This window comes from Spiroplasma apis B31, assembly GCF_000500935.1.
Taxonomy (GTDB): domain Bacteria; phylum Bacillota_I; class Bacilli_A; order Mycoplasmatales; family Mycoplasmataceae; genus Spiroplasma_A; species Spiroplasma_A apis.
This window is the reverse complement of sequence record NC_022998.1, coordinates 999,633-1,023,661: the sequence shown is the minus strand read 5'-3', so window position 1 is coordinate 1,023,661 and position 24,029 is coordinate 999,633. Positions and strand designations below refer to the sequence as shown.

The 24,029-nt window shown below is 29.3% G+C and carries 19 protein-coding genes; 14 read left to right on the top strand and 5 right to left on the bottom strand.

Features of this window, described 5'->3' with window-relative positions:
• The first annotated feature begins 29 nt into the window (after positions 1-29).
• The 9 genes from dnaE to SAPIS_RS04355 all read left to right on the top strand — a co-directional run bounded on the left by dnaE (position 30) and on the right by SAPIS_RS04355 (position 12,700).
• Complete coding sequence (dnaE, locus tag SAPIS_RS04395) at positions 30-3,023, top strand: DNA polymerase III subunit alpha (RefSeq protein ID WP_023790053.1); 2,994 nt, start codon at positions 30-32, stop codon at positions 3,021-3,023.
• Positions 3,024-3,087: 64 nt separating this feature from the next.
• A complete protein-coding gene (gene polA / locus SAPIS_RS04390; RefSeq protein WP_023790051.1) occupies positions 3,088-5,778 on the top strand; it encodes a DNA polymerase I in 2,691 nt (896 codons plus the stop codon).
• 12 nt (positions 5,779-5,790) lie between these two features.
• Positions 5,791-6,621 carry a DNA-formamidopyrimidine glycosylase gene (gene mutM, locus SAPIS_RS04385; RefSeq protein ID WP_023790049.1) on the top strand — a complete coding sequence of 277 codons (831 nt, stop codon included), beginning with the start codon at positions 5,791-5,793 and terminating at the stop codon, positions 6,619-6,621.
• A 152-nt stretch (positions 6,622-6,773) separates the two neighbouring features.
• Positions 6,774-8,015, top strand: a complete 1,242-nt coding sequence (locus SAPIS_RS04380; RefSeq protein WP_023790047.1) for a DnaD domain protein — start codon at positions 6,774-6,776, stop codon at positions 8,013-8,015.
• 1 nt (position 8,016) lies between these two features.
• The gene (locus tag SAPIS_RS05235; RefSeq protein WP_023790045.1) at positions 8,017-8,907 is read left to right on the top strand and encodes a DnaA ATPase domain-containing protein; all 891 of its coding nucleotides are present in this window, start codon (positions 8,017-8,019) and stop codon (positions 8,905-8,907) included.
• A gap of 118 nt (positions 8,908-9,025) precedes the next feature.
• Positions 9,026-10,039, top strand: a complete 1,014-nt coding sequence (gap, locus tag SAPIS_RS04370) for a type I glyceraldehyde-3-phosphate dehydrogenase (protein WP_023790043.1) — start codon at positions 9,026-9,028, stop codon at positions 10,037-10,039.
• A gap of 55 nt (positions 10,040-10,094) precedes the next feature.
• Complete coding sequence (locus SAPIS_RS04365; RefSeq protein ID WP_023790041.1) at positions 10,095-10,610, top strand: type II toxin-antitoxin system antitoxin SocA domain-containing protein; 516 nt, start codon at positions 10,095-10,097, stop codon at positions 10,608-10,610.
• 28 nt (positions 10,611-10,638) lie between these two features.
• Entirely contained in the window at positions 10,639-11,835 is a 1,197-nt protein-coding gene (locus SAPIS_RS04360; protein WP_023790039.1) for a phosphoglycerate kinase, read from the top strand.
• A gap of 61 nt (positions 11,836-11,896) precedes the next feature.
• Entirely contained in the window at positions 11,897-12,700 is an 804-nt protein-coding gene (locus SAPIS_RS04355) for a hypothetical protein (RefSeq protein WP_023790037.1), read from the top strand.
• 208 nt (positions 12,701-12,908) lie between these two features.
• Here the strand turns inward: SAPIS_RS04355 and SAPIS_RS04350 are convergent, their stop codons facing one another.
• The 5 genes from SAPIS_RS04350 to def all read right to left on the bottom strand — a co-directional run bounded on the left by SAPIS_RS04350 (position 12,909) and on the right by def (position 19,193).
• A complete protein-coding gene (locus SAPIS_RS04350) occupies positions 12,909-13,817 on the bottom strand; it encodes a hypothetical protein (protein WP_023790035.1) in 909 nt (302 codons plus the stop codon).
• Between the two features lie 171 nt (positions 13,818-13,988).
• A complete protein-coding gene (locus SAPIS_RS04345) occupies positions 13,989-14,945 on the bottom strand; it encodes a hypothetical protein (RefSeq protein ID WP_023790033.1) in 957 nt (318 codons plus the stop codon).
• Positions 14,946-15,015: 70 nt separating this feature from the next.
• Positions 15,016-16,602: an APC family permease gene (locus SAPIS_RS04340; protein WP_023790031.1), complete on the bottom strand. Its 1,587-nt coding sequence runs from the start codon at positions 16,600-16,602 to the stop codon at positions 15,016-15,018.
• A 1-nt stretch (position 16,603) separates the two neighbouring features.
• Positions 16,604-18,391 carry a ribonuclease J gene (locus tag SAPIS_RS04335; protein ID WP_023790029.1) on the bottom strand — a complete coding sequence of 596 codons (1,788 nt, stop codon included), beginning with the start codon at positions 18,389-18,391 and terminating at the stop codon, positions 16,604-16,606.
• Between the two features lie 193 nt (positions 18,392-18,584).
• A complete protein-coding gene (gene def / locus SAPIS_RS04330) occupies positions 18,585-19,193 on the bottom strand; it encodes a peptide deformylase (RefSeq protein ID WP_023790027.1) in 609 nt (202 codons plus the stop codon).
• Positions 19,194-19,295: 102 nt separating this feature from the next.
• On the opposite strand from def, the gene rsmD reads away from it, so the two are divergent.
• From rsmD to SAPIS_RS04305, 5 genes are all read left to right on the top strand, one after another.
• Entirely contained in the window at positions 19,296-19,871 is a 576-nt protein-coding gene (gene rsmD, locus SAPIS_RS04325; RefSeq protein WP_023790025.1) for a 16S rRNA (guanine(966)-N(2))-methyltransferase RsmD, read from the top strand.
• Positions 19,864-20,742, top strand: coding sequence for a guanylate kinase (gene gmk / locus SAPIS_RS04320; RefSeq protein ID WP_023790023.1), 879 nt, complete (start codon positions 19,864-19,866; stop codon positions 20,740-20,742). The genes rsmD and gmk overlap by 8 nt, the downstream gene beginning before the upstream one ends.
• Positions 20,743-20,746: 4 nt before the next feature.
• Positions 20,747-22,000, top strand: a complete 1,254-nt coding sequence (rsmB, locus tag SAPIS_RS04315; RefSeq protein ID WP_023790021.1) for a 16S rRNA (cytosine(967)-C(5))-methyltransferase RsmB — start codon at positions 20,747-20,749, stop codon at positions 21,998-22,000.
• Between the two features lie 167 nt (positions 22,001-22,167).
• On the top strand, positions 22,168-23,241 hold the full coding sequence (gene rlmN, locus SAPIS_RS04310; protein ID WP_023790019.1) for a 23S rRNA (adenine(2503)-C(2))-methyltransferase RlmN: 1,074 nt from the start codon (positions 22,168-22,170) through the stop codon (positions 23,239-23,241).
• Entirely contained in the window at positions 23,231-23,989 is a 759-nt protein-coding gene (locus tag SAPIS_RS04305) for a PP2C family protein-serine/threonine phosphatase (RefSeq protein ID WP_023790017.1), read from the top strand. Before rlmN ends, SAPIS_RS04305 begins: the two co-directional genes overlap by 11 nt.
• The last annotated feature ends 40 nt before the right edge of the window (positions 23,990-24,029 follow it).

The following is a 24,029-nucleotide window of genomic DNA, read 5'->3' as shown; positions in this document are numbered from 1 at the left end:
TAAAATCAAATTAAAGAGGTGTCTTAAGGGTGGGTTATTTAAATTTATTAAATATTCAAAGTTGTTACAATTTTTTAGAGTCAACCATAAGACCCCATGACTACGTCGAATTTTTGAAGAACCAAAATTTTAATTTTGGTTTCTTAGCAGATTATAATGTTATGTATGGTATTCCTGAGTTCGAAGAACAATGTAGAGCTAATAACATAAAACCAATAATAGGAGTTAGCTTTACAATTTCTTTTGGTCAAATCATCGTTTATGCAAAAAACAACGAAGGTTATAAAAGTATTTCTACCTTTTCTTCTTACCTGCAAAGTTTTGATAAGTTAGACATTGATCAAACTGAGAAAAAGTTTTTTCAAACTTTAAAAAATAATGTAGTTGTAGTTTTTGTGCCAACGGTCGAATTTATTGATAACTATATAAATAAATTAAAAAATCATTTTGGTAACGAATCTTTATTTTTTGGTGTGGATAGTTCTAACCACCATTTTTTAAAAAATGAGGAAAATGTTATTTTCGCACAAGAGGTGAACTTCTTGTATGATTCTGAATACCAAACCTTTTTGTCATTAAAGGCAATTGCATCTGGTGAGCTATTAACTGATGTAAAAAATATTAAAAAAACATTTTATTTAAAACAGGAAAGCATTGCAAACTTCATTGACATAAAAAAACATTTGAGTAGCTTAGAAAAAATTGTTAATCAAGTAGAAAATCATGTAAGTAATGACAATAGGAAACATTTTTTAAGTTACCCAAATTCTAAAAAAATACCTTCTGATAATTATCTTAGATTAATATGTGAAGAAGCTTTCGAAAATTATCAACAACAAATAGACTTTAAAAATATTTATATCGATAGGCTTGATATGGAACTTGAAGTCATAAAAAAAATGGGCTTCGCAGATTATTTTTTAATTGTCGCTGACTTTGTCGCTGAAGCTAAAAGAAAAAATATATTAGTAGGACCCGGTAGAGGTTCTGCTGCAGGTAGCTTAGTTGCTTTTTTATTAGGTATCACAGATTTGGATCCTTTGAAATGGGGTTTGCTATTTGAACGTTTTTTAAATATTGAAAGGATAACTCTTCCAGATATTGATATAGATTTCCAAGATGACAGAAGAGAAGAAGTCCTGGATTATTTATTTGAAAAATATGGAAAAGACCATTTCTCAACAATAGTAACTTTTCAAACAATAGGAATAAAAAATGCCATTAGAGATTGTGGAAGGGTTTTCAACTTGCCTATTGAAGAGGTCTCTCAAATGACAAAGCAAATAAGTGACAGGAATGTTAAAGATTTACAATTGGCATTAGATAGTTCGGAAACACTTAGAAAGTATAAAGAAAAATACCCACACATCTTTGAAGTCGTTAGTAATATTATAGGACTGCCAAGGCAAACTGGTACACACGCTGCTGGAGTTGTGTTTTCTGATACTAAATTACATGAGGTTGTGCCGACGAAGTTGGGAATGAACGGAATAACACAAACTCAGTACTCAATGAGTTATTTAGAGGAAATCGGATTAATTAAAACTGATATCTTAGGTTTAAGAAACTTGTCGATTATTCAAGAAGTTTTAAAAAATATCAGAGAATCTAAAAACAAAGTTATTGAATTGAATAAAATACCAGAAAACGACTTAGAAACTTTTGCGCTTCTAAGAGGAGGGGATACTAGCGGGATATTCCAACTTGAGTCTGAAGGAATGACGGATGTTTTAAAAAAAATGAAAGTAAACTCTATTGATGATATCGCTTTAACTAGTGCATTATTTAGACCCGGTCCACAAGAGAACATTCCAACTTTCATAAAAAGAAAAAACAACATAGAAAATAATTATATTATTGAAGAAAGTTTAAAACAAATACTAGAAAGCACTTATGGAATAATTGTATATCAAGAACAAGTTATGCAAATATTGAAAAAAGTGGCTAATTTGAGTTTGAGTAAAGCAGATATAATTCGACGAGCAATGAGCAAAAAAGATCAAAAGTTAATGGATGCTTTTAAAAATGAATTCATAGAAAAAGCAGTTAATAATAATTACTCCATGGAAAAAGCAATTGAACTTTGAAATTATATTGAAAAATTTGCTGAGTATGGTTTCAATAAGTCTCACGCGGTAGCATATGCAAAAATTAGTTATTGAATGGCATACCTAAAAACTCACTACAAAGCCGAATTTTATTGCGCTTTGCTTAACGGAGTTATTAGAAATGAGATAAAGACTTTCCAATATATAAATGAATTAAAAGCCTCAGGATTTTTTGTTTCGCATCCCAATATTAAAAATCCAAATAGTGTTTATTATTTTAAAGACAACAAAGTTATGATGCCGTTATCAGTAATAAAACACATTGGACCTGAATTTATGCGTAATTTAAAAAAAATATACACCGAAAGTAAGAATGCTTTTGATAGTTTAATATCTTTACTCTCTTATTTGAAAAAATATAATGCAATTGGAGATCAAAAGTATAACGCTCTTGTGTACTCTGGGGCTTTTGACACTTATGGGTACTCTCGTAAAGACTTAATATCTCAAAAAGAAATGATTTTAAATTTGAGTGATGTATACGGAGAGTTAGGAGACCCTAGTATAACCTTAGATATTGAAAAAAGAAAAGATAATCCAGAAGAGATAATCTCATATGAAAAAGAGTACCTAGGTTTTTACATTTCTTCACATCCTCTTTCTATCTTGCGCAACAAGTTAAAAAATAAAGAAAAACTTCGACTTCTTAGTTCGCTAAGGGGTACTCCTGTCGTTTGTGAAACCCTAGTTATTCTGGGTAAAATGATTACAAAAAAAGATAAAAATGGAAATGAAATGTGTTTTGTTAATATTGAAGATGAATCATCAGAGATGTTATTGACCATATTTGCTTCTAGTTTCGAAACTTTAAAAGGAAAAATCAAAGAAGGACAAACCGTTATATTAAGAATCAAGACCCAGTTTTTTAATAACAAGTCTAGTGCTGTATTTCAGGATTTGATTAAAATTTTCTAAATTAACTTTTACTACACATAGGGTTTTACTTTTTTGCTATTATTAAAATGAACGGTGGATAATTATGAAGAAAAAAATTTTATTAGTCGATGGAAATGCTCTAATATTTAGAGCATTTTATAGTCAGTATGGTAGAACACCATTGAGTACAAAAGCAGGTATTCCAACTAATGCTGCTTACTCTTTTATTAATATGATATGTAACATTGCTGCAGAACATCAATATTTTGATATAAAAGTTGCTTTTGATAAAGGAAAAAAAACCTTTAGGCATGAAAAGCTAGAAACATATAAAGCAGGTAGACAAAAAACACCTCCCGAATTGGTTGCACAATTCCCGATAGTTAGAGAGTTTTTAACTGAAGCTAAAATTGATTGATTTGAATTAGATAATTACGAAGCCGACGATATAATTGGGACAATTTCAAATAAATTAAAAAATGATGAAAATTATATAGTACACATATTGTCTAATGATCAAGATATGTATCAATTAATAGGTGATAATGTTTTTGTGTTGTCGCCTAAAACTGGTACTAGTAGTCTTTATGTATATGACCAAGAGAAATTAGTTGAAAAGTGAGGGATCTACCCACAACAAGTTACCGATTATAAAGGACTTAGAGGGGATAGTTCTGATAATATAAAAGGTGTTCTTGGCATAGGAGAAAAAACTGCTAAGGAGCTTTTACAAACATATAAAAATTTAGATGACATTTATCAAAATATCGATGATATCAAAGGAAGTAAACAAGCAAAATTATTAGAAGGTAAAGAAGATGCGTATTTATCAAAAGAAATAGCGACTATCAAGTTAGATATTGAATTAAATAACTTTCATATTAGAAAAACAGATATAGATTTCGATAATCTTAGAGCCTTTTTCATAAAATATGAAATGAACTCTTTGATTAAAAAACTTTGTAGTGAAGAAGTTAAGAATCCTGAAGTCTTAAAATATCAAATATTAACAAAATGAAATCCTAGTTATAGTGATGCAATAAATTATATTTATTTAGAAACTCTTGATCAAAATTATCATAATTCTGAGGTTATTGGAATGGGTATAGTGAATTCAAAAGGAAACTTTTTTTACATTTTTGGTGAATCTGAGGAAATAAACATATTCAATTGACAAGAAGATAAGTATGACGAAGACTTCAGAAGTTTTTTGAAAAAAAATAAATTTAAAACATATGATATAAAAAAGACAATTTATGTTTTAAATAGCCTTGGTTATGATGCACCAGTAGATAACTTTATCTATGATATGATGCTGGCTTGCTATGTTTTAAATCCCAATGTAAAATCTAACTTTGAATCTCACCTTATGACGATTAATCCGGAAATCCAAATTGAATCTAGTGATGAAATTTTTGGTAAAGGTGTCAAGCGAAGTAAAAACATAGATAAAGATATTAAAGCAAAATATTTAGTAACAAAAGCATCACACATAAAAGCAACCGAAAATAATATTTTACATACTCTAGAAGATCTTGAACAATTGCGTTTATATGAAAATATTGAATTACCATTTTCTAAAGTATTGCTATCTATGGAACAAGAGGGTGTTTTAATCGACCGTGAAGAGTTGAAAAAACAAACAGAAGAAGTTCTTTTGCTTTTAAATAAAATTGAAGCAGAAGTGAAAGAAGAACTTAAAGATTATATTAGCGAAGACTTTAACTTAGCTAGTCCTAAACAGTTGAAAGAAGTCTTATTCGATAAAATGAAAATAAGAAACTCAAATAAGGGAAGTACTGATAAAGAGGCCTTAACTGACCTTATAAATGAACATCCGGTCGTTGAGAAAATATTAATATATAGGAAGTACTCAAAATTATATTCAACCTACCTTAAGGGGTTCGAAAAGTTTGTACACGAAAACAATAAAGTACATACAATATTCAATCAAACACTGACAAACACAGGTCGATTAAGTTCTTCTGATCCAAATCTTCAAAATATCTCAATCCGTGATGAAGAACAAAAGAATGTAAGAAAAATATTCATTTGCAAACCAGGATATAAGTACATAAGTTACGACTATTCACAAATAGAGTTGAGAGTACTTGCAGATGTCGCTAATGAACCAACACTTATAAAAGCATATGCGAATAACTTAGATATTCACGAATTGGCAGCTAAAAACATTTTTAATATAAATGACGATGATAAAGTAACTGCGGACCAGCGAAGAGTAGCAAAAGTTTTCAATTTTGGTATCCTTTACGGTTTGACTGATTATGGTCTCTCTAAAGACCTTAAAATACCTTTGAAAGACGCAAAAGAATATATTCAAAAGTATAACGAATCTTTTTCTGAAGTCGATAATTTCAAAAAAAATACTTTAGAGTTTGCTTTGGAGCATGGTTATGTAAAAACAATGGCTAATAGAAGAAGATATATTTTAGAACTTAAAAATTCTAATCATATGATTAGAGAATTCGGGAAGAGAGCAGCTATTAATGCTCCAATACAAGGTACAGCCGCTGATATTCTGAAGATGGCGATGATTGGTGTTTTTAATGATCTTAATGGACTTGATGTAGATGCCAAAATGGTTGCTCAAATTCATGATGAGATAATCATTCTAGCAAGAGAAGAAACAATTGATACCGTGAATCAGATTGTAATTCGAAATATGAAGGAAGCTTACAATAATATATTAGAATTAGCAAATCACAAAAGAATATCACTTGTACCACTAGATGTTAATTGCTCGATAGGAAACAATTGATACGAGCTTAAATAAAAGGAGGGTATTATGCCAGAGTTACCAGAAGTCGAAACTGTAGTAAGATTGTTAAGACAAAAAGTTAAAGGCGAAAAAATAGTAAATGCAAAAATTTTATACCCCAATTTATTAAAAACAGATATTTCTTTATCTGCTTTTGAAGTCGATATAAAAAATAGAGTGATAGAAGATGTGTCAAGGATTGCTAAACATATTATATTTCATTTAGGGGACATGGTTTTGATAAGTCATCTTCGAATGGAAGGTAAATGATTTATTTACGATGATGAAGTAAATTATAATAAACATTTGGAAGCCATTTTCGAATTGGAAAGTGGAAAAAAAATGGCTTATTTTGATACAAGAAAATTTGGAACATTTCATTATCAACTTAAAGAAAGTTATAAGGAATTAAAACCCATTAGTAATGTTGGTCCCGAACCATTTAATCCAAAAGTGGACGCGAATTTTTTAGTCAAAACTATTGGAAAATCAAATAAGTTTATAAAAACAGCATTATTGGATCAGACAAAGTTATCAGGGATAGGTAATATTTATGCAGACGAAATACTTTTTAAAGCTAAAATACATCCTCTAAATCGAGCAACAAGTTTAAAGGCAAATAACTATGAGGATATATTGGTTGCATCAAAGGAAATATTAACTAAAGCAATCGAGCTGGGTGGTTCTACAATAGATTCTTATCAAATGGAAGACGGCATCGACGGTAAATTTCAAAATGAACTAAAAGTACATACGCGAAAAAATAAACCTTGCTATATCTGTGGTTCTACAATAGAAAAAATTAAAGTAAACGGTAGAGGTACATATTTTTGTAAAGTATGTCAATTAATGATTTAATATGTGGAAAACTTTAAGAAACAAATACGCCTTGGTGTATTTTTGTTTGTCTTTCCCACAAATATTATATTTTTTATTAAAGTTTATCAAAATGATTCATAATAAGGAAATTTGATTTTATTATAAGAATATCAATGAATGAGGAGAAAGCTATGAAAGATTATAAATATAAAATTACACTAAAAAACCGAATAGATTCTTCTGATGATAAAATACTCTCTTATCTTTACCAACCAATAATTGGGTTAAATAGTATGGCTCTCTATAAGTTGCTAATTCATGAAGCAGAAATTAATCGAGACTTTAAATCTGTTTTATTAGAAGAGGAAAGACTATTGAAGCTTTGCGAAACTACAAGTGAAAAATTAAATAAGCAAATAAAGAAATTGGAAGCTACTGGCCTAATTGAAACTTTATACAATAAGCAAAAAAACCTAGCTTGTTTTAATATTTATTCACCTTTAGATGCAAAAGATTTTTTTCAAAACAGGTTATTTAATAACGCACTACTTATCAAAATTGGGGAAAAAAACTATGAGATTGCGAGATATATATTCAGAGATGAAGGTGATCCTTTAACTGAAAGCGGCTATGAAAATAAATCGTCAAAGTTTTTAGAGGTATTTTCAGAGTTTACTGAGGAGTCTAACTATCTTTCATTTAGTAAAATTAAAGTTAAACCAAGAAAATCAAATGTTTTATTAAAAGGTTTTAACTACGAAAATATTATTAAAGAAATGAAAAAGAATAAAATTTTTATATCTCCTACAGATGTCGAAAAGCAAAGGTCTATTGAAGATGTTTATGTTGCCTATAATATAACAATTTCTGAAATCATAACTACAATAAAAAAAATTTACAATGAAGAGATCATGGATTTTAGTTTGTCGGATTTTTATGAAGAGATTTCTAAACTTTACCTAGCTAAAAATAATAGTGAATTGTTTGTACCAAGCGATAATATTGAATTACAAACTAATAAAAAAATTAAGGAAATGGAAACTATTGAACCTTATGATTATTTAAGATTGTTGTTTGGAGATGAAAAAATAATTTCATCTAATGATGAAACTGTTATAAAAACTTTATTAGAAAAGTATAAGCTTAGAAACGGTGTAATTAATTGTTTGCTAGAGTTTTCGTATTATAAAAATAATAAAGATATAGTCGGTAATTATTTATTTAAAATTGCCTCTACTATGAATGAACGAAATATTAAAACCGCAGACAAAGCGATGGAGTTTTTAAAAGTAGCCCACAAAAAAACACCAACAAAAAAATCAAACGAATATTTAAAAAATGAAGATATCATTTGACAAGAAGCGCAAACTAAAAAAACTTATGAAATAAATCTTGATGATAAAGTAGAAAACTCTATTTGAGGAGAAGTTTAAAATGGAACAACTTTCATTAGATTTATTAAAACAAGATAAAGAACTCAAAAAACTTGTTGATAAGTATAATATCAGCGATAAGGTTTTAAGTGAAAATATGATTGTTCTTTCAAGATTTAAAAGGGACTTTGTTCTTTGTGAACCTAATCAACCATTGTCAATGTGTAAACAAAGCATCCCGGGTGTTCAACAAAAATTGTCTTTTTTAAATAATACATTCTATGTTACTAGTAAAAATTGTCAACACTGAGTTTTTGAAAATAAAGATTATAAGCTACAAAAAAATATTCTATACGCTGACTATGATTTTAAAGAAGTTCCAGAAACGATAGAAGAATTCTTGAACTCTGATAAAGCAAAAAATCTAGATGGTAATTTAGAAAAACTATTGATCGGATTAAATAAAACCAAAACCGAAAAAGGGTTCTATGTTTATGGAGAACCAGGAATTGGTAAGACATATATTATGAAATTATTAGCTAACACTTATGCTAAGTTAGACAAAAAAGTAATTTTAGTCACAGTAAATAAACTAATTAAAAAAGTCAAAGAGACTTTCAAAAGTCTAGAGTCAAATGATTACAACAAGTTTTTTGATCAATGCTGTGATGTGGATGTATTGATATTAGATGATATCGGTTCTGAGATTGTTAGTGATTGAAGTAGAGATGAGCTTTTATTTGGTTTATTAAATACTAGAATGGAAAATAAAAAACTTACTTTTTTTACATCAAATTTTTCAATACCAGAATTAGAAACGCATTACTTAAATAAGAAAATTAGAGATCAAAGTTTAATGAAATTCGAAAAAATGAAAACTTTAAGGTTCACAGAAAGAATTAAAGGTCTATCATTTTGTGTACGTTTACATGGTTCTAACAAGAGGTACTAATGGAAAAACTTCCAATTTTGTATAAATAAATTAGAAAGTGTAGAAAATTTTTTTCATTAGTTTTTAAAAAGCCTTTTTAATGAGTATAAAATAATTAAGTGAAAGGAAACGATAAAAAATGAAAAAAATCGCTATAAACGGATTTGGTAGAATTGGTCGTCTTGCATTTAGACAATTATTTTTATCAGATAATATTGAAATCGTTGCAATCAACGACTTAACAAACGCTAACACACTAGCATACTTATTAGAATTTGACTCAGCACATGGTCAATTTATGCCTGGAAAAATCAAAGCTAAAGACGGGGCTATAATTGTAGATGGTAAAGAAATTAAAATTCTTGCTGAGAGAGATGCTAATAACTTACCATGAGGAGAAATGGGAATCGACCTAGTAGTAGAATGTACTGGTTTTTATGCAGATAAAGAAAAAGCAAAAGCACATATAAATGCTGGAGCTAAAAAAACAATTATCTCAGCACCAGCAACAGGAGATTTAAAAACTGTTGTATTCGGAGTAAACCACAAAACAATTACTGCAGATGATCAAATTGTCTCAGCAGCTTCATGTACAACTAACTGTTTGTCACCTGTTGCTAAAATTTTAGATGAAAAATTTGGTATTGTAAAAGGATTGATGAATACAATCCATGCTGTAACTAATGACCAAACATTATTAGATTTACCTCACGCAGATGTTCGTCGTGGACGTGCAGCTGGATGAAACATTGTGCCTTCTAAAACTGGAGCTGCAGCAGCAGTTGGTAAAGTGTTACCTTCTTTAAATGGTAAATTAGATGGATTGGCTCTACGTGTTCCTGTTATCACAGGTTCAATTGTTGACTTAACAGCTGAATTAAAAACTAACGTTACTGCAGAAGAAATTAACAAAGCTGTTGAAAGTGCAGTTACATCTGATGCAGAATTAGGTAAAGCATTACAATACAACACCCAACCAATCGTTTCACAAGATGTAATTTCATCAACATATGGATCAATCTTTGATGCAACTTTAACAAAAGTTATGGAAGTTGATGGAAAACAAATGGTTAAAGTGTTCGCGTGATATGACAACGAAAGTTCATTCACTTCACAATTTATCCGTACAATTAAATACATGTTATCATTGTAGACATTTAATTTGTATATTAACATATTTAACTCCGATAGTAATATTGGAGGTAAATATGTTTTTTTATTCAAAAAAAGATTTCATTAGTTATTTATTAAATTTAATGAGCAAACTTCAGAGTGAAATGCCAAATCTTAAGATTACTCAAATTCAAATTCAAAAAACTATTTATATTATCTATGCCTATTATTTACTTTACCGTACCCCTATATGTAACATAAACTTCGAAACTTGAAGATGGGGGCCCGTAATTTATGAACTATGGAAAGAACAAACAAAGTATAAGGGTAATAATGTACCATTAGATTTTGATGAAAAATTATATGAAAAATATTTAGAGTTATGGAACAATGAAGTAAGAATCTGTGAAGTTATAATAAGATTTCTTATGAAGTTAAAAACTTGAGACATTGTAAAGATTTGTCATGAACAAACACCCTGAAAAAAGTTTTACAGACCTAACAGAAAAAACTTAATGAAAGACGAAGACATAATTAACTTTCATAAAGTTAGTAGTGACAATTTATTTTCCTATCTAAATTTTATTTTAATTAAGGAAAATTTGTTTTAAAATAATATGGTATTAAAGGAGAATTAATATGAAAAAAACATTAAGAGATATACAAGTGGAGGGTAAAACTGTCTTAGTTAGAGTAGACTTTAACGTTCCAATAAAAGACGGAGTTATCACAGACGATAATCGTATCAAAGCAGCAATGCCAACAATCAATTATCTAATAGAAAATAAAGCTAAAATTGTACTATTTTCACATCTAAGTAGAATCAAAGAAGAAGCGGATAAAAGCAAAAAATCACTAGCACCTGTAGCAAAAAGATTAAGTGAAATAGCAGGTAAACCAGTAAAGTTTGTTCCTGAAACAAGAGGGGCAGAACTTGAACAAGCTATAAAAAATTTAAATGAAAGTGATTTATTGTTATTCGAAAATACTCGTTTTGAAGACGTTAAGGACAACGAAGTTGTTAAGTATGAGTCTAAAAATAATGCAGAATTAGGTAAGTACTGAGCAAGTCTTGGAGACGTTTTTGTAAATGATGCATTTGGTACAGCTCACCGTGCACATGCTTCAAATGTAGGTGTAGCATCTAATATTTCAGAGAGCTGTGTAGGATTTTTAGTACAAAAAGAATTAGAAATGTTAGGAAAAGGTATCGATTCACCAGAACATCCTTTTGTGGCTATCATTGGTGGTGCGAAAGTATCTGATAAAATTGGTGTAATTGATAATTTATTAACTAAAGCCGACAAAATTATTATTGGAGGGGGAATGGCTTACACATTCTTCAAGGCACAAGGTCACAATATCGGAAAATCATTATGTGAAGAGGATAAAGTTGCATTGGCAAAAGAGTATTTAGATAAAGCGAACGGAAAAATAGTTTTACCAATAGATTCTTCAAACTGCGAAGAATTTAAAGATATACAAGGAAGTGTTTCTGGAGTAGATCTACCAAACGATGTAATGGGACTTGACATTGGACCTAAATCTATAGAATTATTCCAAGATATTTTAAAAGATGCTAAAACAGTCGCTTGAAATGGACCAATGGGAGTATTTGAATTTGAAAACTATAAAAAAGGTACAGTTGGTGTTTGTGAAGCAATAGCCGGTTTAGAAAAATCATTTACCTTAATTGGTGGTGGTGATTCTGCAGCTGCAGCTATCCAACTTGGTTTTGCAGATAAATTTACACATATTTCAACAGGGGGTGGAGCTTCTCTTGAATATATGGAAGGAAAGGTTCTACCAGGAGTTGAAGCAATTCAAAATAAATAAAGAAAAATAGTGAAAGTCACTATTTTTTTTATGTATACTAGAAAAGAATGGAATGCATGATATGAAAAGAAAAATTAGAACGATTGATAATAGCGGATGAATAACAAACTTTTTTTATTGAAACGACCACTTATACTTAGTTGATAGCAATTTTTTGAATAAAAAAAGCTCACTTTATAGAATTGAGAAAAGTATATTTTTAGAAAACTTAAAAAACAAGCAAGACATTGACAGAGTATTTATGGGTAACCCAAATCCCTTATTATCAAATGCTATTATTGCTTGTTCTAGTGATGTTGAGATTATTGAGGAATATGATTACTATATTCAAAATTACTTATATTTTGAAGGTAAAGAAATCGTCAGTTATTTAATAAAAAATGAAGTGATAACTATGATATTAGGAACAAACACTAAATTTAGTAATTTTCAAATACTAGGTACTGATAATGGTACACTTCTTGGTAAAATAAATGATAAAGTTGCTATTACCAATCCTGATCTTGAGATCCTAAAAGAAGTTAACTTAAATGTAGACCAAATTCTAGTTTATGAAAATAATTACATCATTTTAAGCAATGGTGAGATAACCCTATGTAATAAAAATTTTGAAGTGTTAGATGTATTAGAAAAAGCTAATGAGTTTGTTTCTATTTTTTATATTAATAAAAACAATCTATTAATTTCCTACAAAGAAAGTAACATTACTAAAATTGTCAACTACAAAACAAAAAAAAGTATGATGTTTTTAGAGTTTTATATATTCAGGGCGCTGATTATCGATGATAATCTTTTAATTGCAAAGAAATTATTTGATAGTAATAATAATCAAACTTTAAATCTACCATTATCATTAATCTTTTAATTTTCATCTGCCTTTAAGTATGAGAGTAAGTTTTTGATTATTGTAATTAGAATAACTTTATTTGGAAAATAAAACAAATAAATGAATTTCTTTAAAAAAGTCTCTAATTACTTAGAGACTTTTTTAGAGCAGTGTTTCGAAACTCTTACATAAAATTATTTAATTTTATATACAAAAAAAAGACTAACGTCTTTTTGATTTTATATAACTAATTTCTATTCATTTCGACTGAGTTTTGTTTTTCAGCAAGTTTTGAATAGTTATTGTATTCAACAACTCCTTGAGAATTTCAAATCCCTTTAATTGTTTTGAAAGCTGTGAAAATAACAAATGCCTGCATCATGATTGTAAGTGCCACATAAGCTGTGTTAAATAGTGATGCAAATATTCCTCTATTTCTATCAAATAAACTTCCGATAGCTGATATGATGTTTATTATTGAAGCTAATATGATATATATTAAAGTTACTGTCGCAAATATTAGGTTCATTGTTGAGACAAAATTCATGAAGCCTCTTCTAAAACCTTTTTGTTCATATTTTTCAATAGCAACTGTTCCCATAAATAAACTTGTATTTAAAACCCCTCAAAATAGAATTAGTGCACTAATTCCTATGGTTGTATAACCTATAATTTGATTTTGTTGGTTTTCTTGTATAATATTAAATCCGCTTTTTATTGAAAGTTGTGTTAAAAACACAATCAATGCTGCGCCACCTGCTATTAGTGCACTTATACCATAACCTCTTGAAATAAATATTCTTGGTGTTATTGTTGATTTTATATCTATATTTGGTAATTTCATTAATATGTATGGCGTAATTAAACCACCAGCAGTTAATGAGAATAATATTAGTATATATCTATTGTTTATAAATGTGATGTCATCTGTTGTTCTCACAAAATTGATAATAATTGAACAAAAAACAATGTTTGTTACAAGAACTAATGCGATTAATGCATATAGCGCAGCTGCAATAACTGCAGACATTTCGTTTTGTCAACCAAGTCTCATGTAGTAAACTAACACTCCACATCCCAATACAGCTGCGATAATACCAAAAATATTCGCTATTACTGTTAAAGTACGCAAACCTGATATGTTGTAATCTTTCATTAACTCACCTCCTTTGAAATATTATAATATTTATTCTTGCTTATTTATAAGTTATTTAAATTAATTCAAGAAGTTTCTTTGAAACTATGTGTGCTCCTAAATAATACCTTACATACGAAAAACTTGTTTCGTTAATTTTAGTGAAAAATAAAAAAATTTGCATAGCAAATTTTATTTATTATAATTTTTTAAAAGCATATAGAATGTACCTATTGCTTCATCTTTGCTTGTAATTGCACAATAGAAATAAGGATATGTTGAAGGGTCAAGCTTAGTTAAAGGTGCTAGTTTAGAACCTTTACTAAATTTATCAGAGTTTTTATCATAATTTGCTTCGTAGATGTTTACTTCTTTATCGATTTTTTCCAAATTTATTTTCAATTTGCTGTTGATATAATTTAATGTTTCTTGCAAAATACCTCCAAAATTATCTTTAAACTTATCTATTATTTGTTCAGCATATCAAACTATACCCTCATATTTAAGGACAATTGGAGCTTCCATTTTTTCATCTGTGTGATCCATATAAATTTGTGTATCTATCTCGAAGGTCAATTTGTTTGTAAATAATTTTAAAAAATCTTTCAATCTATATGGACGATAATTAGGAAAAGAAGAAAGTTTGACACCTTTTACTTGGTTCGGTACCTGATTATTAGTTTTGAAATCTGCTCTTATTGAAAAATAATAAGCATCATCTAGACCCGAATCATCTTTATCGACATCCAAATATTGTCTCTCAACTTTTAAATTATCATCTTTAAGTAAATCATTAACCTTTTCAAACATTGTTTTTTGTTTTGGGTTTGTATCCAAATTAGAAATAAACGACTCAATATTTATTAATTTGTAGTCACTTCAACCTTTGTTTTTGAACTCTTGTTTTATTTTATTAATCAATGGCTCTAATGGTTCGTTATTCATATTATACGTACCTTTTCCACGTTTACTTATATCTGAATAAAAAGACGATAAATCATAACTATACTCATAAGTTTTTGTTATTTTTTTTATTGGTCCTTGAGATTTATCTATTTTTGATACTTTAGTCATTTGTTTAGGAAGTAGTGAAGCAACACTGCTTGCAGATAGTGAAATAGTAGATACTAATGCGACAAATTTCTTCATAATTTCCTCCTACTTTAAGTATTATTATATTACTTTTACCTTTAAAAAACATTAAAAAAATTCCCTGTTTTTAAACAGAAGAATTTTTGTTTTTTATAATTGTATCTTTTTCAAAAATTACAAATACTTTCTCGTATTCTTGTAACTTTTCGAGCTCTTCTTTGTTAGTGCTCAATAACTTCATTTGTTTTTTGTGATAAACAAAGTATAAGTATAAAGCTACTAGAATTATTGCAAACAGATAGACTAATTGGAAAGTGCTTGCAAGAACTGGTTGGATTAAGAATACTCCGTCCTTGTAAGGATTTGCCAGTGTTGAAAATAGATCGATAAAGTACATTACAATAATGAATGTCAACACTCCCATAGTTAAAATTCATCCAATATATTCTCAAATCTTAAGTTTGATTTTTTTCCTAAAGCCTTGAACAAGTACTACTGGAATAATCAAGTAATAAATACTTATAAGAACTATAGATGCAGCGCTCGCTAATGTTGCATAATCAAACGGTGTTGGCTTACCAGTTACACCTTGGATGATATCTGGAATAAATATAAATAAGACTGAAGTTAAAATTGAGATAATTATTGTAGTGATTACACCATTAATAGGTACATTTTCTCCATTTTCTTTTTCTAGTTTTTTAGGGATAAATCTTTGTTTAGCCAATGGTTCTAGAGTTGAACCACCGAATAGTGTTAATTGTAATGATGAATTAAATCTCATTAACAAGGTACAAGCTATTATCATTCAAACCCCAAATTTTTTTATGATAACGTTATTTGATAAGTTATCGAATATTTGCAGATTAGGATTTCCTTTGAAGTCACCTGTGACTGCAAACATTATAATCAAAGTAAAAATAATGTAAAACAATGTTGTTGCTATTAGGATTATTATTATCGCTAATGGAACGTTTTTGCTTCTATTCTTGATATTTTTACCCGTGGTAATAAAAGTTTCTATGCCTCCATAAGCTAAGAAACAGGTTGTAAACGCACTACTGAAGTTTTTAAAACCTAATTTTATACCTGTTGTATGATTTAATAAACCATTATTTGGACTACTACCAAATAAATTTAGTCCACCAGCAACAAGTCCTAGAATCATCAATAAAAGAGTAAGTGTTCAAGTGATGTAACCGACAGCCACCCCAACAACCTTATATTTTCTGATTCCAAAAAAGATCACTGTTGAAGCAAATATAAATAGACCAAATGCTATTATGTCTAAGTATAAACTTCCTCAACTTCCTCAACTTCCTGTAAAGACCCCATTTTTAAAGCCTACTAAATCAACTGCACCACCATCAAAATTTTGTCTAACCATTGATACTAATAAATTCATACCAACAAGTGGTATAACTGAGTAATTCAACATACCCATCAATAGTCCTCAAAATTTACCAAAAGCAGTTCTAGCATATTGACTACCACCACCATTTGCTTGAGGGTGGACCTGAACTAATTTACCAAAAGCCCATGCACACATAAATGCTATAAGGCCTTCTAGAGCAAATATTCAGTAGATATGACCTCCAACACTATCTTTGCCCAATATTGTTGTAAAGCTTGCAGTGAATGTTATTCCTGCAATAAAGCTAAAACCCATCCAAGTTATACTGAATAAGTTTAATTCCTTATTTTTAATTTTCATATTATTTAACCTCTATCTTCTTATTTAAAATCACCGGTATAATTAAAGGATTTCTTCTCTTATATCTGAAAATGAATGGTGATAATGATTCTTTGATAACTTTTTTAATAGCTCCAAAAGTTGGTTTTGATGAACTTAAAACGTTTTGAACAGCTTGTGTAACGATATTTATTGATTCAGCAATAACATTTCCACTTTCTCTAACATAGAAACTTCCTCTAGAGACAATTCTTGGTGGTGCAGATAATCTATTTGCTTGTGAGTCAATAGATATTATAACTGCCATAAGTCCGTCACGACTTAGGATATTTCTTTCTCTAATAACATTACTTGCTTTTCCTGTCATATCTTTTCCATCAATAAATATTGCATCTGCAGGTATTCTTTTGCCTAATTCTGCAGTCCCATTATGTAATAAAATTTGATCCCCGTTTGCAACAACAAACACATTATGTGGTTTGACATTTACTTTTGTAGCTGTTTCTCCGTGTGTTTTAAGCATTCTAAACTCACCATGCATTGGCATAAAACATCTTGGTTTCAACAATGTGAATAGTAATTTTTGTTCTTCTTGACTGGCATGACCTGATGTATGTATTTTTTGTTCACCAGTATTCTCAATAACTATTGCTCCTATTTTTGTTAATTTATTAACAATATTTTCAACGTCCGCTCTATTTCCTGGTATTGGTGACGAAGACATAATTACTGTATCACCCGGTATCAATTTTATTGTTTGGTGTTCAAGACGTGCTATTCTAGATAGGGCAGCCATTGGTTCACCTTGGCTTCCGGTACAAAGAATCATAATTTGATTTTTTGGAAAATTGTCAATATCATTTGCTTTTATGAACATCTTATCGTTTATATTTAAGTGACCCATTTGTCGTATAATTTTGATTATTCTTTCTAAACTACGTCCAATAACTAATATTCTTCTCCCATATTTATTTGCTAATTCTATAATATGTTGAATACGGTGTACATTAGAAGCAAATGAAGCGATTATTATTCTTCCTTTAGCTTTTAAGAAATGGGCATCTATGTTTTGAATTACTTTTCTCTCACCCAAAGTGTAACCCTCAACTTCAGCGTTTGTTGAGTCTGACATCAGCAATTCTATTCCTTCATTACCTCAATTAGCCATTCTTTGTATATTGGCAGAATGACCTAAAGGTGTTCAGTCAAACTTATAATCACCAGTTGAGAAAATTGCTCCATTTGGTGTTGTAACGTGTATTCCGAATGCATCGGGAATTGAGTGGTTGACTGCTGCAAACTGAATTACAAAATTTTTAGTCGAGTACACATCATTTTCAACATACTCTCTAACAACAGTTTTATTTTGTAATTTATGTTCTCTGATTCTATCTCTGATTAAAGCAGCAGCTAATTCTGGTGCATATATAACAGGTATATCAACTTGTTGTAGTAAATGTGGAATTCCACCAATGTGGTCTTCATGCCCGTGCGTGATAAATAATGCTTTTACTTTTGTATTATTTTCCACTAAATAGCTATAATCAGGAATAACCGCACTTACACCAAGTTGCGTTGCATCAGGAAATTTAACCCCTGCATCCAACATTATAATTTCATCATCATACTCTATACAATAAGTGTTTTTACCAACTTCTTCCAGCCCCCCTAAAGCGAATACCTTAGTCGGAAACGGTGCATGTTCCATTTTTTTCTTATTAGGTGTTTTATTATCTGCTAGTTTTTTTACTTCTATTTTTTTTTCTAGATCCGCTACGATGCTAGATGTTATCTTTTCTTTTTGTTCCATTTTTTCTCCTTCATTAAAAAATAACTAATTCAAATCATTACACACAAAAAAATAAAATACTTATATTAACCTGTTTTATCTCAATTATTATGTGTTTAATGATTTATTAAGAATTCCGTTAGATATATTTTAACAAAAATGCATTTTAAAACCTAAGTTTTTTAAAAAAAGTAAAAAAAAGTGCAAAGCACTTTTATATAATTATTCACTCATCCTCAACGAAATCGGGATTGTTTTTATTAATTTTGTCATAGTAAAGTTCGCCTTGGTTGTGTTCTATCTCGTGTTGAAACACAATTGCGTGATAACCCCTTAAATCAAGTTCAACTTCTTTTTCTTGTAATCAATCGTAACCAGTAACTTTTATTTTATAATTTCTAGGTACGTTTCCTTTTTTGTCAATATCAACGCTTAGGCATCCTTCGCCACCATTTAAACAGCATATTTGCTCACTTCTAGCTATTATTTTGGGGTTAACCATTGCAAATTCTTCAACTTCATTATTTTGAATATCTCATTCAAAACGAGCAAAGAACATATTTGTATTACTCCCAATTTGAGGAGCAGCTAGCCCAACAGCTGGTCTTAAATAGTCTTCATTTGTCGGATTATTAAGTTCACGATCTTGTGAATATCTTACAAAATCAATCAATTTTTTCATTATAACTTCATTATCTTTAGATAATGGCAAATCCACATCAATAGATTTGTTCCTAATTACTTCTGGTTGTGTATCTTTTCATAACCATTTGTTAGATGGAATATCTTTTTGTAGCAAATCTTTATTTAAATCTAATTTCATAGTCCACTCCTAGTCAAAAATAATTATAACCTATTTTTATTTTTTGATAATAATCATTATAAATAAAGATATTTAGTATAATTATTTAATGATGGTGAAATTATGCATGTAATTAGTGGAAAATACAGAAGAAGAAAATTAAAAACACTTGAAGGGTTGAATACAAGACCAACTACAGCAAGAGTAAAAGAAGATATGTTCAATATCTTAGATAATTATTTTATTATGGATAATAAAATTAGTTTAGATTTATTTGGTGGTAGTGGTGCTCTTTCAATTGAAGGTTTATCACGCGGCATTAAATATGCATACATAAATGATCATTATAAACCGGCTTTAAAAGTTATCGAACAAAATTTGAAAGGCATTGATGCTAATAGCTATAAACTTTTGAATTTAGATTTTGTTGATTTAATGAAATATTTAAAAAAACAGTCAATAAAAGTGGATTTGATATATTTAGATCCTCCGTTTGCTAAAACCGAGTATTACTATACTTTCTTTGAGTTGGTTTTGCAAGATTCGATTTTAAATAATTATGGTATAGTTATTACAGAATCAGAAAACGAATTAGAATTAAATAAAATTGAATTATTAAAACTATTAAAGTTTAAGCAATACAAAAATAAATATCTTTATGTATTTAGATTAGAAAAAGAGGGCATTAGCGATGAATAAAAAGGGTAAAATTATTATTTTATCAGGACCATCAGGTGTAGGTAAAGGGACGGTCAACAAGGCCATAAGTAAGGATAAGAGTCTAAATTTAGTACAATCTATATCAATGACAACACGTGCTCCAAGACCCGGAGAAGTTGATGGTGTGGATTATTATTTTGTAGACAAAGAAACATTTGAGGATGCAATCCAACATAATGAGTTAATAGAATATGCAGAATTTATAGGTAATTTCTATGGAACGCCAAGAAAATCAGTTTATGAGAAAATTAAAAACGGTGAAAATGTTATATTAGAAATTGAAGTGGTTGGTGCTACTCAAGTTTTGAAAAAAGAAAAAAAAGAAGATTTAATTTCTATCTTTCTAATGCCTCCAAGTTTGAAATCTCTAGAGCAAAGATTAAGAAGAAGAGGGACTGAGCAAGAATCTATAATTAAGCAACGTCTAGATAAAGCGCTTCTTGAAATACCTTTAAAACATAAATACCAATATGTAATAGAAATCGATAGTGTGGAAAATGCAGTTGCAAAAGTTAAAGAGGTTTTAACTAAAGAAAATACATTGGATATACCGTACGAAAAAAGTTATTATTACTCATTGAGAAATAAAGTAGAAAAATTAGTAAAAGACCAGTATTCATTTTTTGTAGAAAATTGAAAAGAAAATGTTGAAAATCTAGGAATTAAACAAAAAATATCAAACTTTAGTTTTCATGATTACCTAGTGGATATACTAACAGATAAAACATATGCACATGTTCTTGCGAGTGAAGACATCGAAATACTTGACAATAGTGATTTTATTGACTCTATCGTTGAACACTTTATGATTGATGTTAATTTCTTTAGTATCGAGCAAAGGGAGTTTTAATATAATGAACCCTCGAAAAGTAGCTTTTGACATTTTAATTGATGTTTTTGAAAAAAAGCAATTTTCAAATAAACTTTTGAACAAAGTTGCCAAAGAAAAAGCTATGTCTAATATTGACATAGCTTTTGTGTTTAAGCTTGTATACGGCACTATTCAATATAAAATTTATCTTGAGTATATTGTCAACAAAATAATAGACCAAGAAAAGACTCCAAAAAATATTCAAATCTTATTATGATTAAGCTTATATCAAATAAAGTACCTTAATACTCCAATTCATTCAGCCACTAATGAAGCCGCAGAAATTTGCAAAAAAATTGATTTGCGAAAAGTCGGTTTAGTTAACAAAGTAGTTAAAAATCTAAATGACGATAAACTTTATGAAATAAATATTAAGAATAAGCAAAACGTCTTGGCATTAAGAAATGGTTATCCCTTTTGGCTATACAAAAAGTGGAAAGACGATTATGGTGAAGAAATTGCAAATCAGTTAGTTGAATTTTCAAATAAGATTCCACCAATATCTTTTAGAGTAAATGTAACGAAGATCTCTATTGAGGAATTTGTGAGCACTTACAAATCTGTTTTTTCTTTTGAGAAGTCAAATCTTGCAAAAAACTCATTTATTACAAAAGAAAAAGTAATGAATCTAGATATTTATAAAAAGGGATTTATTACAATTCAAGATCAAGCAAGTACATTAGCCGTTGAAGTATTGAATCCTAGACCAAAATCGAGGGTTCTTGATATGTGTTGTGCGCCCGGAGGTAAGTTAACACATATAGCTGAATTGATGCAAAATGACGGTGAGATAGATGGCTATGAACTAAATATCAAAAAGAAAAAAACCCTAGAGGATAACATCAATAGATTAGATTTGAAAAATATTAAATTGCACTTTACTGACTCAGCACATTTATCGAACATAAAGTATGACTACATATTGCTTGATGCTCCTTGTTCGGGTTATGGTGTTATAAGAAAGAAACCAGAAATAAAGTTACATAAGTTTTCGAAAGAGGAGGTTCAAAAACTTTTGCAAACTCAAAAAACTTTATTGGAAACAGCGTATAGCTGTATGTCAAAAGACTCTACCTTAGTTTATTCCACTTGCACAATTAACAAAGACGAAAATGAAAATCAAATAAAAGAATTTATTACAAACCACCCAGATATCAAATTGATTTATGAAAGACAAATATTTGGCTTTGAAAACAATAGTGATGGTTTTTATATTTGTAAACTAGTCAAACAATAGGTATAACTTCTTAATATTTATTATTCACTTGTTTTTTTGATCCCTGTACCATATAGTTTTTAAGAAAAACATCTTTCTTATAGACCATTATTAATAGCAGGAGTAAATGTAATAATCCGTTTAAAGCCTAGGTTATTGTATGTTAAAATATAATTTGGAGCAATTTTATGAGAAAAGAAAATATATTCAAGTACACAATATCAGACTTACAAGATATACTAGAAAAAAATGGGTTTAAAAAATTCTCAGCAAACCAAATTTATGATTGGCTTTATGTTAAATTAGAAACAAATTTTGCTAATATGACAAACTTAAGTAAAGACTTAAGAGATTTTTTAACAAGTAATTTTGAGACCAAACTTTTAAATGATTTAATAACCGAAGAATCAAAAGATGGAACAATAAAAATATTATTCATGCTAGATGATAAAAAAAGTATTGAAACCGTTTTAATGCCTCAAAAATACGGACAGTCAGTTTGCGTTACTACACAAGTTGGTTGTAAAATGTCATGCAAATTCTGTGCCTCTGGATTAATTAAAACCGAAAGAAATTTAACTGTTGATGAAATAGTGAGACAAATCTATGCGATTAATATTTTACTTAAGGAAAAATATAAAGATGATCCTTTAAATCCTAGGGGACGTGTTAGCCATATAGTTGTTATGGGTATTGGAGAACCTATGGACAATTATGATAATGTTATCAAATTCCTTAAAATTATAAATGACCCTAAAGGCTTTGAAATAGGGGCAAGACATATAACAGTTTCAACTTGCGGTATTGTACCAAAAATAAAAGAATTCGCAGATTTAAAAACTCAGGTAAATTTAGCTATATCTCTTCATGCTCCTAATGATGAAGTAAGAAACAAAATCATGCCAATTAATAGGGCTTTCCCCATAAATCAACTTCTTGATGCTGTTAAGTATTATATTGATGTTACAAATCGAAGGGTAACATTTGAGTATATACTAATTGATGATGTTAATGATCTTCCAGAACACGCTCACGAGTTAGCGAAATTAATAAAGGGTATAAATGCTTATGTAAATTTAATACCATATAATGAAGTAGAAGAAAATCCATATAGAAAATCTACAAAAGTTGATCAATTTTTTAAGATATTAAAGAAACACGGTGTAAATGCAATCGTTAGAAAAGAGTTTGGTGCGGATATTGATGCTGCTTGTGGTCAATTGAGAGCTAAAAGAGAAGGTGTCATTAAAAATGAAATTTAAACATACATTACTAACTGATATTGGAAATTATCGTAAAGCAAACCAAGACTATCTAGATTTTTGTACAAATAAAAATGGTGATGCTTTCGGAATAGTGTGCGACGGAATGGGTGGACACGCTCATGGAGAGGTTGCCTCAAAAATAGCGGTTGAAAAATTCGTCGATTTATTTAAAAAACAGAACTTTTCAGGTATGAACCAAAAGGCTATAAACAGATGACTAAGAAACTCAGTCAGTGAAATATTAAATGAAATGGTCGAGTACTCTAATGATCATTTCGAAACAAGAGATATGGGAACTACTCTTACAGCTATTTTATTCACTCAAGGTAGTGCATTTGTTATAAATATTGGAGACTCTCGAACATATAAGTTAGTTGATGACAAGCTATTCCAAATATCACAAGATCAAAATCTTTGAAACTCAACGCCAGAGGCCGAGCGCAAGGATATACAAATGTCTGGATTATACGAACGAGCTAATGACATTACTTTTTGAAAAGTTTTAACAAGTGCATTAGGACCGCAAAAAACGTTGAGAATAGATACCTATTATATTGATAGTCCAACCGGTGTTTATATGCTAACTTCTGATGGAGTTCACGATTATATCGATGAAGACATTGTTGCTGCAACTTTATCAAACAGAAAAATAAAATTAAAAGAAAAGGCACATACCATCATAGAAGATGCTAAAGACAATGTTTCCACAGATAATTTATCAATTTTAATTATTGAAGTAGAGTAACACATTAACTCTACTTTTTTGTTATTATAATCTTGACAAA